This is a genomic window from Lysinibacillus halotolerans (assembly GCF_003711845.1).
Taxonomy (GTDB): Bacteria; Bacillota; Bacilli; order Bacillales_A; family Planococcaceae; genus Ureibacillus; species Ureibacillus halotolerans.
In genome coordinates this window covers 1-13,988 of record NZ_RHLQ01000064.1, presented here as the reverse complement: position 1 = coordinate 13,988, position 13,988 = coordinate 1, and the positions used below count along the sequence as shown (strand labels likewise).

Sequence of the window (13,988 nt, the reverse complement as noted above, 5' to 3'; positions counted from 1 at the left end):
ACTCGTTACATGAGCATCGGACTGACGCAGATGACGCAGTTTTCCGATGTGTCATCGCGCTTCGCAGAAAGCGTCGATGGTAGTTGAGGGGTGCCCCTGTGAGAGTAGGACGTTGCTAGGCGAACAAGGACTACTGAAATTCAGTGGTCTTTTTTTATACCCAAAAAGCCCCCAACATACAAAAGCCGAAGGCTTGGTCGGCGCGTTTAAGAACAAACAAAAGTACAGAAGAAAAAACTCGAGAAGTGGGAGGACCGAGGAAAACAAGGAATCAAGGAGGCCCGAAGCGCAGTGTGACTCGTTACATGAGCATCGGACTGACGCAGATGACGCAGTTTTCCGATGTGTCATCGCGCTTCGCAGAAAGCGTCGATGGTAGTTGAGGGGTGCCCCTGTGAGAGTAGGACGTTGCTAGGCAAATAGTGACCATTGAATTTCAGTAAGCCCCCAAAGTTCAGTACGTTTATAAAAATGATAGGTAAATAAATTGAGTCTTAATAAAAACTTAGAAACAGGCACTAATAATAATAAGTGGAAATTAAAAGAGGAAAATTTACCGAAACTTAGTTGAATTCGTTTACATTAAAAAGTGATAGAAAAAAGTATATTTAAAAAAGTGATCTATAGAATTCTGTATCGTTACTTAATAAATTTCGAAGTTAAGTAAATAATAATCAAGGTTGGTTCATTATTTTAAAATGGGAGTATAAATAATCGGAATAATCTTTCTTTTTAGAGAATCTTGACACTTACAATTCATGTTGATAATCTTACAATTAATATTCTTTAAGAACTAGGAGGCATTTACGAAATGTGGGAAACGAAATTTGCCAAAGAAGGCTTAACATTTGATGATGTTTTATTAGTACCAGCACATTCAGAAGTATTACCAAAATCTGTGGACTTATCAGTACAACTTACTCCAAAGATCAAACTGAATATTCCAATTGTAAGTGCAGGTATGGATACTGTTACTGAATCAAAAATGGCTATTGCAATGGCTCGCCAAGGTGGAATCGGAATTATTCATAAAAATATGAGTATTGAAGAACAAGCTGAAGAAGTTGAAAAAGTTAAGCGATCTGAAAATGGCGTAATTACGAACCCGTTCTTTTTAACGCCAGAACATCAAGTATATGATGCAGAGCATTTAATGGGTAAATATCGCATTTCGGGTGTGCCAATTGTAAAAAATGAGGAAGATTTAACATTAGTAGGTATCATTACAAACCGTGACTTACGTTTTATTTCTGATTACTCATTAAAAATTGAAGATGTTATGACGAAAGCAGAGCTTATTACAGCTCCTGTTGGTACAACATTAGAAGAAGCTGGAAAAATTCTTCAACAATATAAAATTGAGAAATTACCAATTGTTGATGAGGATGGTAAATTAACAGGTCTTATTACAATTAAAGACATTGAAAAAGTTATTGAATTTCCAAATGCAGCTAAAGATAATTTAGGAAGATTATTAGTCGGTGCTGCTGTTGGTGTATCAAAAGATACAATGCCACGTATTGCAAAACTGGTAGAAGCTCAAGTGGATATTGTAGTAATTGATACAGCACACGGACATTCACAAGGCGTAATTGAAACGGTAAAACAAATTCGTGAAGCATACCCAGAATTAGAAATCATTGCCGGTAACGTTGCAACTGGAGAAGCTACACGCGCATTATTTGAAGCTGGTGCAGACGTTGTAAAAGTTGGTATTGGACCTGGTTCAATATGTACTACTCGTGTAGTAGCGGGTGTTGGGGTACCTCAAATTACTGCTGTTTATGATTGTGCTACTGTTGCTCGTGAAATGGGTAAAACAATAATAGCAGATGGTGGAATTAAATATTCAGGTGATATCGTAAAAGCACTTGCTGCAGGTGGACATGTTGTAATGCTTGGTTCTTTACTAGCAGGTACTTCAGAATCTCCTGGTGAAACGGAAATCTTCCAAGGTCGCCGTTTTAAAGTTTATCGTGGTATGGGTTCATTATCAGCAATGGAAAAAGGTTCTAAAGATCGTTATTTCCAAGAAGACGCGAAAAAATTAGTTCCTGAAGGTATTGAAGGTCGTCTTCCTTATAAAGGACCATTAGCAGATACGATCCATCAATTAGTTGGTGGTATTCGTGCAGGTATGGGATATTGTGGAGCGCCTAACTTAGAATATTTACGAGAAAAATCACAGTTTATTCGTATGACTGGAGCAGGACTTCGGGAATCTCATCCCCATGATGTTCAGATTACAAAAGAAGCTCCAAACTATTCTATTCAATAAATGGAACCTAAGTACTTTATTAACGTCTATGGTAGATGTTAATAAAGTGCTTTTTTATTTAAACGTAATATTTTTCTTGCACTTTCTATGATAAAATGACGAAAGTAGATTAAAAAATTTAATGGAGGTATTTTTTTGTGAGAACATCTAAGAAAACATCTTGGGTTAGCCTAATGATGATTCCACTTCTGTTAATCAGCATGTTTGTTATGTCACCAAGTAATGCAAGTGCTGAAACAGATTTAGGTATAAATGTATCTGCTGCGATATTAATCGATGCTGAAACAGGAAAAATATTATATGAAGAAAACGCTGATCAACCTTTAGGAATTGCGAGTATGTCAAAAATGATGACAGAGTATATTCTTTTAGATGCGGTTAAAGAAGGCAAGATTTCTTGGGATCAGCAGTACCATGTTAATGAGTATACATATAAAATGTCACAAGATCGTGCATTAAGTAATGTACCGTTAAGAGAAGATGGTACTTATACAATTAAGGAACTTTATGAAGCAATGGCAATTTACTCAGCCAATGCAGCAACGGCAGCAATAGCTGAAACGATTGCTGGATCTGAAACTGAGTTTATCAAATTGATGAACGAAAAAGCTGAAGAAATCGGTTTAGAAGACTATAAATTTGTTAACTCTACTGGATTAAATAATTCGGATTTATTTGGTATGCATCCAGAAGGTACAAAAGCTGAAGATGAAAACGTTATGCCAGCAAAATCAGTGGCAAAATTAGCCTATCATCTATTAAAGGATCATCCGGAAGTTTTAGAAACATCTAGTATTCCAAAAAAATACTTCCGTGAAGGCACAGATGACCAAATTGAAATGGAAAACTGGAACTGGATGTTAAAAGGCTTAGTAAGCCAATATGAAGGCGTAGACGGCCTTAAAACGGGTTCTACACCTTTTGCTGGACAATGTTTCACAGGAACGGCAGAACGTAATGGGACACGTTTAATAGCAGTGGTTATGAATGCTGTAGATGCAAAGGGAAATGAATCACGTTTAGCACGTTTTGATGCTGCGAAAAAATTATTTGATTATGGTTTCGGACAATTTAAAAAAGAAGAGATTGTTCCTGCTAACTATCAATTTAAAGGCAACGAAACAATTGATGTAACTAAAGGAAAAGAAGATAAAGTAGAAATAGCTGTTGAAGAACCAATTTCTTTCATGGTTAAAACAAATGAAAAAGATTTATATGTCCCTAAAGTCGTTTTAGATCAAAAATCAATTGAAGCGGATGTGAAAAAAGGGACTGTCGTTGGTAAAGTTGTAATTGAACGAACTGAAGGAACGGATTACGGATTTATCGATGGGGAAAGTTATTCTACAAATGTAGTAACAACGAGTAACGTAGAACGTGCAGGAGTCATTTCATTATTCTTCCAAGGAGTAGGTAGCTTCTTCGGGAATATTTGGGATGGTATTTCTGGATTCGTTGGTGGATTATTTTAATTAATGTTGCAACAAATAAAGCTGTTCTGTAAGCAAAAGCTTATAGGACAGCTTTTTTATATTTAGCGATAGCTATTCACAATCTTTTTTTTCTTGGACAAAATAAGTTTGCCCAAAGTCTTCATAAGCTAGTAGGTGAAGGAGCGTGATAAAGTGTGCGGCATTACAGGTTGGATTGATTTTACAAGGTCGATAAAGAACAGTGAAGAGATTGTTAAAGGAATGACGGAAACGTTAAATAAGAGAGGACCTGATGATGGCAATGTATGGTGCAGCACACATGCTCTACTAGGGCATCGTCGTTTAGCTGTTATTGATTTAATTGGTGGTAAACAACCAATGACGAAGATACACCAAAATGCATCCTATGTCATCGTGTATAATGGAGAACTTTATAATACGGATGAGATTCGCCAAGAATTATTAAAAAGAGGGTACACTTTTTCAACATCTTCAGATACAGAAGTGTTGTTAGCCTCTTTTATTGAATGGAAAGAGCAGTGTGTGGATTATTTAAATGGAATCTATGCTTTTGCTGTATGGGACGAACAACAAGAAACGTTATATGCTTTTAGGGATCGTCTAGGTGTAAAACCTTTCTTTTATTCTTTAAGTGAAGGTTCTTTTTTATTTGGATCTGAAATTAAAGCAATACTTGCCCACCCATCGATAACGCCTCAAATTGATCGACAAGGTTTAGCAGCTCTACTGAGCATCGGGCCTTCTCGTGTACCTGGTAATGGAGTATATAAAGGAATTGAGGAATTAGAGCCAGGGCATGCTTTAACATTTTCAAAAGAAGGTTTAAAGAAATGGCGTTATTGGAATGTAAAAAGTCAAAAGCACGAACAGTCCTTTGAAGAAACCGTAGAGCACGTACGTTTTTTAGTAACAGATGCAATTAAACGTCAGCTAGTTTCTGATGTCCCACTTTGTACATTTTTATCCGGCGGGTTGGATTCCAGTATTATTACTGCTATTGCTGCGAATACGTACAATGAAGAAGGGCGTACTCTCCATACGTATTCCATTGATTATGAAGGAAACGAACAATTTTTTGAAAAAAATGATTTCCAAACCTCTATGGATAGCTATTGGATAAATAAAATGACGGAAACTTTCCATACGAAACATTTTGATATAATTCTTTCTCAAAAGGATTTAGTAGATAAGTTAGAAGAAGCAATGTTAATACGTGACTTACCAGGTATGGTGGATATTGATAGTTCACTTTTACTCGCTTGCCGCGTTATTAAAGAAAATTTTACAGTAGCTTTATCAGGAGAATGTGCCGATGAAGTATTTGGTGGATATCCGTGGTTCCATAAAGATTATGACCAGTTCCCATGGATTCGTTCCATCGATGAAAGGGAAGGATTTTTACGAAAAGAATGGCAGTCGAAACTACAATTAAAGGAATTTATGAAACATGCCTTTGAAGAAACAGTAAAAGATTCTCCAACACTTGAGGGGGAAAATCCAAAAGAAGCGAAACAAAGACAACTATTTTATTTAAATATGCGTTATTTTATGCAAACATTATTGGAACGAAAAGATCGGATGAGTATGGGTGGAAGTTTAGAGGTTCGAGTCCCATTTGCAGACCATCGAATCGTAGAATACGTCTGGAATATTCCTTGGGAAATGAAAAACGTGGGAAATATGGAGAAAGGACTGTTACGAAAAGCGGTTGAAGGTCTGTTACCAGAAGAAGTATTATATCGGAAAAAGAATCCATATCCGAAGACGTATCACCCTGCTTATACAGAGGGAGTGAAAGAACTATTAAATAGTCTTCTTCAAAGGAAAGAGTCGATTCTACATGAATTGTTTGAAAAGGAACAATTGGAACAACTCGTACTTTCTGGTGGTGCTTCATTTAAAGTACCATGGTTTGGACAATTAATGGCAGGTCCCCAATTACTAGCCTACTTAATTCAAATCGATCGCTGGTTTGAACATTATAATATTCAATTAATCGACCAATAAAAGAGGGAGTCTCATTAGGAGACTCCCTCTTATTTCATTTTTTTCGAATACCCCAACAAGCCATTAATTGATGGATGGCTGGCTCAATATCAACTAAGTCAATCCCACCAAAACCAAGTAAAAAGGTAGGACGCTCGTATTTAATTGGTTTTAATAAATAATCCGATACAGGGTAAACAGCAATATTCAGTTCATTGGCTTGTTGTTTTAGTTCTTGTTCAGTTTTTTCTAATGGGACAGATATTAAAACATGCATGCCGGCTTGGTCTCCTGTAATAGTAATTTCAGGATAAAAGGTTTCGAAAGTGTTCGTAAGTTTATCATGTTTTTTTCTATAAATTTTGCGCATACGATTTAAATGTTTTGCAAAATGACCGTCTTTCATAAAGTTTGCTAAAATATGTTGATCAAATCTAGGAACAGTTGCGGAATAATCGCTAAATATTTGTTTATAGGCTGTCAAAAGAGTAGAAGGTAATACAAAATAAGCAACACGTAATGAAGGCATTAATGATTTTGTAAAGGTACTCATATAAATTACTTTTTCATTTTTATCCATTCCTTGCAGAGCTGGAATCGGTTTTCCAATATAACGAAATTCACTATCATAATCATCTTCAATAATATATCGATTTGTCCCTTTGACAGCAGCCCATTTCAGTAGTTGTGTTCTTCGAGCAGCTGATAGCACTGCCCCAGTAGGGAACTGGTGAGATGGTGTGATATAAACAATGTTAGCGTCGGTTTTCTCCAACTCATCTACGATTAAACCGTCTTCGTCAACGGGAATAGGAATTGCATTATTTTGTAAATGGATTCGAGGTATTGCCGAATATCCTGGGTTTTCTAGAGCAAATTTTGAACTATCTTCAAGTAAGCGCAAAATCATTGGAAGTAATTGTTCTGTCCCTGATCCAATGACGATTTGTTCCGGATTACAAATAATCCCTCGAGATTGGTATAAATAATTTGCTATTTCAAATCGTAATTCATATTCACCTTGAGGTTCCCCAACTTGTAAATATTCCTTTGAAGTATTGTCAAAAAGTTCTTTTGCGTATTTTCTCCATAGGGTAAAGGGAAAGGACTCGGTATCTATTTTCCCTGGATGGAAATCATATTGATATTTTTTAGTGATTCGCGTTTCGATGGTTACTTTAGACTGTTCTTTTTCAACATAAGGAAGCGTATCAATCTCTTCTACAAAAAAACCTACCCGTGGTTTCGAAGTAATATAACCTTCAGCAAGTAATTGTCCATAGGCGATTTCAATCGTCGTTTGACTAATATTTAAAAAATCGGCAAGCTTCCGTTTAGAAGGTAATTTTGTCCCGACGTCAATTTGTTTTGTAATAATTGCATTTTTCATTCCAATATAAAGCTGTTCATACAAAGGTTTAGAACTATTTTTTTCTAGTTCAAATATGAGCATATCCAACTGCCCCACCCCTAACTGACCTTGTTATATTTTGTAATATTGACTCTTTTTATATGGTCAATATTGATTATACTAAAAATCAATAAAGCAGGGGAGGTTTTTTAAAATGAAATTAGTTGGAACAGAACGAGTAAAACGTGGAATGGCAGAAATGCAAAAGGGTGGCGTTATTATGGACGTCATTAATGCCGAACAAGCAAAAATTGCAGAGGCTGCAGGTGCCGTTGCAGTTATGGCATTAGAAAGAGTACCATCAGATATTCGTAAAGCGGGAGGAGTAGCCCGTATGGCGGATCCTCGAATCGTTGAAGAAGTGATGAATGCTGTAACAATCCCTGTTATGGCAAAGGCGCGAATTGGCCATATTGTGGAAGCTAGAGTGTTAGAAGCGATGGGTGTTGATTATATTGATGAGAGTGAAGTATTAACACCGGCCGATGAAGAATTCCATTTATTAAAAAGTGATTATACTGTGCCGTTTGTATGCGGTTGCCGTGACCTTGGGGAGGCAGCCCGTCGCATTGGAGAAGGGGCATCGATGCTACGTACTAAAGGTGAACCAGGTACAGGAAATATTGTTGAGGCCGTTCGTCATATGCGTAAAGTGAATGCGCAAGTACGTCGGGTAGTTGGAATGAGTACAGATGAATTAATGACTGAAGCAAAGTTATTAGGTGCACCTTTTGAAGTGCTCGTTGAAATTAAAAAACTAGGACGCCTACCTGTAGTCAATTTTGCTGCCGGTGGAATTGCGACACCAGCAGATGCTGCACTCATGATGGAACTAGGAGCAGATGGCGTATTTGTAGGTTCTGGTATTTTCAAATCGGAAAACCCTGAGAAGTTTGCCCGTGCTATTGTGGAAGCAACAACTCATTATAAAGACTATAAATTAATTGCAGAAATTTCTAAAGAGCTGGGTACACCAATGAAAGGAATTGATATTGCGACACTGTCTGATAGTGAACGAATGCAGGAGCGTGGATGGTAATGTGGAGAATAGGAGTATTAGCCTTACAAGGTGCCGTTAGAGAACATATTGATCAAATTGAAAAGCTTGGTTGTGAGCCAGTCCTTGTCAAAAGTGTAGAAGATTTAAAAGATCTTAATGGACTAATTTTACCTGGTGGAGAAAGTACAACAATAAGAAAACTATTAGATCGATATGAACTGTTGAATCCGATTCGAACATTGGCCCAAAACGGATTGCCTATATTCGGAACGTGTGCAGGTTTAATCTTATTAGCTGACGAAATAGTTGGATACGAATCGCCCCATTTAGGTTTAATGGATGTAGTTGTTGAGCGAAATTCTTATGGGAGACAAGTAGATAGTTTCGAGGTAGAGTTATCAATAAAAGATATTGGTGAAGATATTCCAGCAGTTTTTATTCGTGCTCCCCATATTGTGTCAGTAGGAAAAGAAGTAGAAGTATTAGCGAAACAAGATGAACGGATCGTACTTGCCCGTGATCGCCATTTTTTAGGCTGTTCCTTTCATCCAGAATTAACAGAAGATGTTCGTATTCTGAAATATTTTGTGGAAATGATTAAACAATGTCATAACACTTCTCTTGCAAAATTGAATAGCATATAGTACTCTATGGTTAAATTTATCTTTCATTAAAATGTTTTAATGGGGAACACTATAGTCAATAAATATATGTTAACATCGATGATAGGAAGTAGTAACAAGCACGTTTTTTCTAGAGAGTCAGCGGCTGGTGGAAGCTGATAAAAACCCTTGTGAATCCGTCCTTGAGTTGCCGAGCTGAATTAGCAGTAGGTTCTGGCCGGTTGAAAAGCCGTTATGAGATAAGTGGATTAGATAGATGGTTTGTCTAGTCAATTAGGGTGGCAACGCGGGTAGCTCTCGTCCCTTTTTAGGGATGAGGGCTTTTTTATGTTTTTATTGCTCTAGCAAAGTAAAGTGACAGGGGTGCAATGGTAGTACTTTTATAAATCAAAAAATGGAGGAATCAACATGTTAGATATTAGACGTGTCCGTGAAAATTATGAGGAAGTAAAAAAAATTCTTCTTACTCGTAATGAAGATTTAGGGAATTTCGATGAGTTTGAGGAATTAGATGGAAGACGCCGGGATTTAATTGCGAAAACGGAAGTATTAAAAGCAGAACGCAACAAAGTATCAGAACAAATTTCAATTATGAAACGAAACAAAGAAAATGCAGATGAAGTAATCGCCCGCATGCGTGAAGTTGGAGAAGAAATTAAACAACTTGATAACGAACTGCGTGAAGTGGAAGAAAAATTTGAATACATGATGATGCGTTTACCGAACATTCCCCACGAATCAGTTCCTGTAGGGGAAACAGAAGACGATAATATTGAAGTATTAAAGTGGGGTGAATTGCCAAACTTTAATTTTGAAGCCAAACCCCACTGGGATTTAGCTACAGACCTGCAAATTGTAGATTTTGAACGTGCTGGAAAAGTAACGGGTAGCCGTTTTGTATTTTACCGTGGATTAGGGGCTCGCTTAGAAAGGGCTTTAATGAGCTTTATGATGGATTTACATGCAGAAGAACATGGGTATGAAGAAATGTTACCACCTGTAATTGTGAATCGAGATAGCTTAACTGGAACGGGACAATTACCGAAATTTGAGGAAGACGTATTCAAATTAGTGGATACGGACTACTTTATGATTCCAACAGCTGAAGTACCTGTGACAAACTTCTTCCGCGATGAAATTATCGATGGAGAAATTTTACCGAAGGGCTTTGCAGCATATAGCTCTTGTTTCCGTTCTGAAGCAGGATCTGCCGGTCGTGATACTCGCGGTTTAATTCGCCAACATCAATTTAATAAAGTGGAGTTAGTTCGTTTTGTTAAACCTGAAGATTCTTATGATGAATTAGAAAAACTTACAGGGCATGCTGAAAAAGTGCTTCAATTATTAGGATTACCTTATCGAAAATTATTAATGTGTACAGCAGATCTTGGCTTTACAGCTGCAAAAAAATATGACTTGGAAGTATGGATGCCAACTCAAAATATGTACCGTGAAATTTCTTCTTGTTCTAACTTTGAAGACTTCCAAGCTCGTCGCGCAAACATTCGTTTCCGTCGTGAACAAGGAGCAAAACCAGAATATGTTCATACATTAAACGGTTCAGGTTTAGCAATTGGCCGTACAGTAGCAGCCATTTTAGAAAATTACCAACAAGAAGATGGAAGTGTCGTAATACCGGAAGTACTTCGACCTTATATGGGTGGTAAAGAAGTAATTGCCCCTAATAAATAAACTGTAAAAAGAGTAGCAAATTTTTTGCTACTCTTTTTTTGCATTGATTATGTATGGACTAGTGTGCAATCCCCACCATTACATAGAAGATACTTTCCTAGTAACTCAGTAAAGAAGGTCTTATTTTACGAGCCGTTTTTAGATTGTTCAGAGCTGTAACATATATATTTTTTCTTCATTTTATAATGGCTACAAGCTGAGCCTAATTCGTCATATATTTCTTTTCCAACTATTAAATTAATATTTCTATTTTCAAATTCGTTATAATTTGTAATGGAAAGTATATTCCCATCTAGCCAAGTTAATCGGACATTTCCTTTTGCATCACTAAAATAAACTGTTCGCTCGATATTATCTTCTAAATGAAAAATAACATTAACAAACATATTTACCCCGCCTGCAGCCCCACCATAATTTTGATAGTAAACTTGAGCGGAATAGGAACCATCTGGAGACGTAATAGCTTTTCCATCTTTTTCACCATCAAACTGGGTAAAGTCATAGGTGAAATAATTGGTAATGAAATAAATAAAACATAGGGCGATACATATTACCAGCCATTTTACTACTTTACACATATGAAAGCCCCCTTTGTAGAAGGAAACGTAATACGATACACTTTGTTCCAATTTAATAAAAAAATGCATATTGCCAAAGAAGCAATATGCATAGTGAAAGTTATTTTTTTATTAAAATAATAGGAATCCGACACTTATAATTATCCCAGTAAAAATTAGAACGAATAGGCAAAAGCCCATAATATCTTTTGCCTTTAACCCTGCAATTGCTAAGGCAGGCAAAGCCCAAAATGGCTGAATCATATTTGTCCAAGCATCGCCCCATGCAATGGCCATGGCAGTTTTTGCATAATCTGCCCCCATTGTCTGAGCTGCTTCTAGCATGATGGGAGCTTGTACGGCCCACTGACCTCCGCCTGATGGAACAAAGAAGTTCACTAGTCCAGCAGAATAGAAAGTAAATAAATAAAAAGTAACGTCATTCGAAATGTTAATAAACCATTCCGAAAACACAATGGCTAAACCAGAAGCGGTCATCATGCCCATAATTCCTGCATAAAAAGGGAATTGAAATACAATCCCTGTCGTTGTTTTAATCGCTTGCTGTGCAGCTGCTAAAAAACGTTGAGGAGTACCGTGGAAAATGATACCTAAAATAATAAAAATCGTGTTCACAACATTTAAATCCAATGAAAAGCCTTTTGTTACAAAATGATAAATTAAATATGAAAGCCCTATAAGTCCAATTAAAATCGTTAAAAATGTACTTCTTTCCGTCCATGAAGCAAAGGTTTTTTCGGCAGGAGGAAATGATTGCGTCTCTTCCTCTAATAATGCTGGATCCACTTCAACTACATCTTCCTCTTTCGGCATCATCCAGCGATTGAAGAACGGTAAAGTTAGACCAATTGTAAGAACAATAAATAAATTATAAGGTGTGAATATTGTACCGGAAGTAGGGACTACCCCCATTAATTCCGAAAAAGGATGCCCATCTGTTGCGATAGAAAGGGGAATCGAACCAGCTAAGCCCCCATGCCAAATAACAAATCCAGAGTATGCGCTAGCAATTAATAAACGATAATCCACTTTTTTAACTTGTCTTGCAATTTCCTTTGCAAATAAAGCACCTATGACTAGTCCGAAACCCCAGTTAATCCAACATCCAATTAACGAGATAAATGTAACGACAATAATAGCTATACTTGGTTTCTTAATTTTACTAGCCATAGAGGATAAAAACTTTTTAAATAATGGACTGTTAGCTAGAATATGACCTGCAGCTAATACAATGACCATTTGCATTGTGAAGGACAGTAAACCCCAAAATCCATCTCCCCAATAGATGACCATATCCAATGGAGAACTATCGGTTAATCCAACTCCGAGTAACAAAACTAATACTGTTAAAATCGCTACGAAAATATAAGGATCTGGTAAATACTTTTCCATAATCGTATTAGAAATTTTCGTTAATGTTTTCAACTCTCTACCTTCTCCTTTCTTATAAATTCATAAAATACTTTAAAATAGTATTTTTCACTGCATCATATGAAATAAAATCGGCATTTATTTCATATTTAAAAAATAGTTGGATCGTTGGAAAAACATACAGAGAAATACTCCTTTTATTAGAATTTTCTAATGTTATTGAAATTAAATAAGTTGTCCTTTAGAGGAATGTTTTATAATAAAGGTGGGCGTATTGAATAGGTATATATAAATAAAGGTGAAGGAGTAAAATGAATGGAACATTTAATTTATAAAAACTTAAAGAAAATTGAACTGTCTGGTATCCGGAAGTTTACGAATATGTTGGTGGATTATCCAAATGCCATTAATTTAACAATCGGTCAGCCAGACTTTCCGACACCACAGCATGTGAAGGATAAAGCAAAATGGGCAATTGACCAAAACTTCACATCGTATACTCCTAATGCAGGGATACCCGAATTACGAAAAGCAATTTCTCAATTTTATGAAAATCAATATGGATTAACATACAATCCACTAGATGAAATTATCGTAACTCACGGAGCATCGGGTGCATTGACGATTGCTTTACGAACGATTTTAGAGGAAGGTTGTGAAGTGATTTTATCAGCCCCTGCATACCCAGGATATATACCACTTATTGAATTATGTGGGGCAATACCAGTATGTGTTGATACAGCAGATACAGATTTTGTTTTAACCGCTGAACGAATCCAACAACATTTAACAGATAAAACGAGATGTATTATCCTTCCTTCACCATGCAATCCAGTGGGTACGATTATTGAAGGGGAAGAATTACAAAAAATTGCTTCTTTATTAAAGGATAAGGAAATCTTTGTTATATCAGATGAAATATATAGTGAATTAATTTATGAAAAATCTCATCAATCTATTGCTGCCTATGAAGGAATGCGTGAAAAAACGATTGTTATAAATGGTGTGTCCAAATCCCATTCTATGACGGGGTGGCGAATAGGCTATACCCTTGCACCAAGATATTTAACAAAAGAAATGACTAAATTAAATGGTTATTACATTAGTTGTGCGACAAGTATAAGCCAATATGCGGCTCTAGAAGCGTTAAGAGCTGGTTTAAATGATCCTGTTGAAATGAAAAAGGAGTATAAAGAACGTCGTGATTATGTGTATAATCGCCTTGTTGGGATGGGAATGGATGTAGTAAAACCAAATGGTGCCTTTTATATTTTCCCGTCCATTAAACACACTAAAATGAGTTCTTTTGACTTTTGTATCGACTTATTAAAGGAGCAGGAACTAGCGACGGTACCAGGGAGTGCTTTTTCTTCCTTTGGTGAAGGTTATATTCGTCTTTCCTTTGCGCAGCCATTAGAAGTTTTAAAAGAGGGTATGGATCGATTAGAGAAATTTTTAGGAAAGTTTTAATAAGAAAAAGAGGCTGGGACATAACTAGCTTCAAATAGTGAGAAAGGTGAATTTGAGGAAACTCAAATTCACCTTTCTCTATTTTGGTGTGTAAATTCTTTTTTTCTTTAGTTAATGGCCGTGAA

Annotated in this window: 10 protein-coding genes and 1 other annotated feature; of the genes, 7 read left to right on the top strand and 3 right to left on the bottom strand. The window is 36.4% G+C overall.

Features of this window, described 5'->3' with window-relative positions; translation table 11 throughout:
* Positions 1–811: 811 nt before the first annotated feature.
* The 3 genes from guaB (at position 812) to asnB (ending at position 5,739) form a co-directional block, all read left to right on the top strand.
* Positions 812–2,278: an IMP dehydrogenase gene (gene guaB, locus EC501_RS16815; RefSeq protein WP_122973504.1), complete on the top strand. Its 1,467-nt coding sequence runs from the start codon at positions 812–814 to the stop codon at positions 2,276–2,278.
* Positions 2,279–2,451: 173 nt separating this feature from the next.
* Complete coding sequence (locus tag EC501_RS16810) at positions 2,452–3,750, top strand: D-alanyl-D-alanine carboxypeptidase family protein (protein WP_148037837.1); 1,299 nt, start codon at positions 2,452–2,454, stop codon at positions 3,748–3,750.
* 153 nt (positions 3,751–3,903) lie between these two features.
* Positions 3,904–5,739: an asparagine synthase (glutamine-hydrolyzing) gene (gene asnB, locus EC501_RS16805; protein WP_122973502.1), complete on the top strand. Its 1,836-nt coding sequence runs from the start codon at positions 3,904–3,906 to the stop codon at positions 5,737–5,739.
* A gap of 34 nt (positions 5,740–5,773) precedes the next feature.
* Here asnB and pdxR read toward each other — a convergent pair whose 3' ends face one another.
* Positions 5,774–7,177, bottom strand: coding sequence for a MocR-like pyridoxine biosynthesis transcription factor PdxR (gene pdxR / locus EC501_RS16800; RefSeq protein ID WP_174232715.1), 1,404 nt, complete (start codon positions 7,175–7,177; stop codon positions 5,774–5,776).
* A gap of 106 nt (positions 7,178–7,283) precedes the next feature.
* Here pdxR and pdxS point away from each other — a divergent pair, with 106 nt between their 5' ends.
* The 3 genes from pdxS to serS all read left to right on the top strand — a co-directional run bounded on the left by pdxS (position 7,284) and on the right by serS (position 10,444).
* Positions 7,284–8,168 carry a pyridoxal 5'-phosphate synthase lyase subunit PdxS gene (gene pdxS / locus EC501_RS16795; RefSeq protein WP_122973501.1) on the top strand — a complete coding sequence of 295 codons (885 nt, stop codon included), beginning with the start codon at positions 7,284–7,286 and terminating at the stop codon, positions 8,166–8,168.
* Positions 8,168–8,773 (top strand): pyridoxal 5'-phosphate synthase glutaminase subunit PdxT, encoded by a 606-nt coding sequence (gene pdxT, locus EC501_RS16790; RefSeq protein WP_122973500.1) that lies wholly within the window; start codon positions 8,168–8,170, stop codon positions 8,771–8,773. The genes pdxS and pdxT overlap by 1 nt, the downstream gene beginning before the upstream one ends.
* A 69-nt stretch (positions 8,774–8,842) precedes the next feature.
* Positions 8,843–9,060, top strand: a binding site (T-box leader).
* A 100-nt stretch (positions 9,061–9,160) separates the two neighbouring features.
* Positions 9,161–10,444 carry a serine--tRNA ligase gene (gene serS / locus EC501_RS16785; RefSeq protein WP_122973499.1) on the top strand — a complete coding sequence of 428 codons (1,284 nt, stop codon included), beginning with the start codon at positions 9,161–9,163 and terminating at the stop codon, positions 10,442–10,444.
* Between the two features lie 125 nt (positions 10,445–10,569).
* Here the strand turns inward: serS and EC501_RS16780 are convergent, their stop codons facing one another.
* Positions 10,570–11,022, bottom strand: a complete 453-nt coding sequence (locus tag EC501_RS16780) for a DUF5412 family protein (protein WP_122973498.1) — start codon at positions 11,020–11,022, stop codon at positions 10,570–10,572.
* 111 nt (positions 11,023–11,133) lie between these two features.
* Positions 11,134–12,447: a short-chain fatty acid transporter gene (locus EC501_RS16775; protein WP_122973497.1), complete on the bottom strand. Its 1,314-nt coding sequence runs from the start codon at positions 12,445–12,447 to the stop codon at positions 11,134–11,136.
* Positions 12,448–12,708: 261 nt separating this feature from the next.
* Between EC501_RS16775 and EC501_RS16770 the strand changes: the two genes are divergently transcribed.
* A complete protein-coding gene (locus tag EC501_RS16770) occupies positions 12,709–13,863 on the top strand; it encodes an aminotransferase A (protein WP_122973496.1) in 1,155 nt (384 codons plus the stop codon).
* The last annotated feature ends 125 nt before the right edge of the window (positions 13,864–13,988 follow it).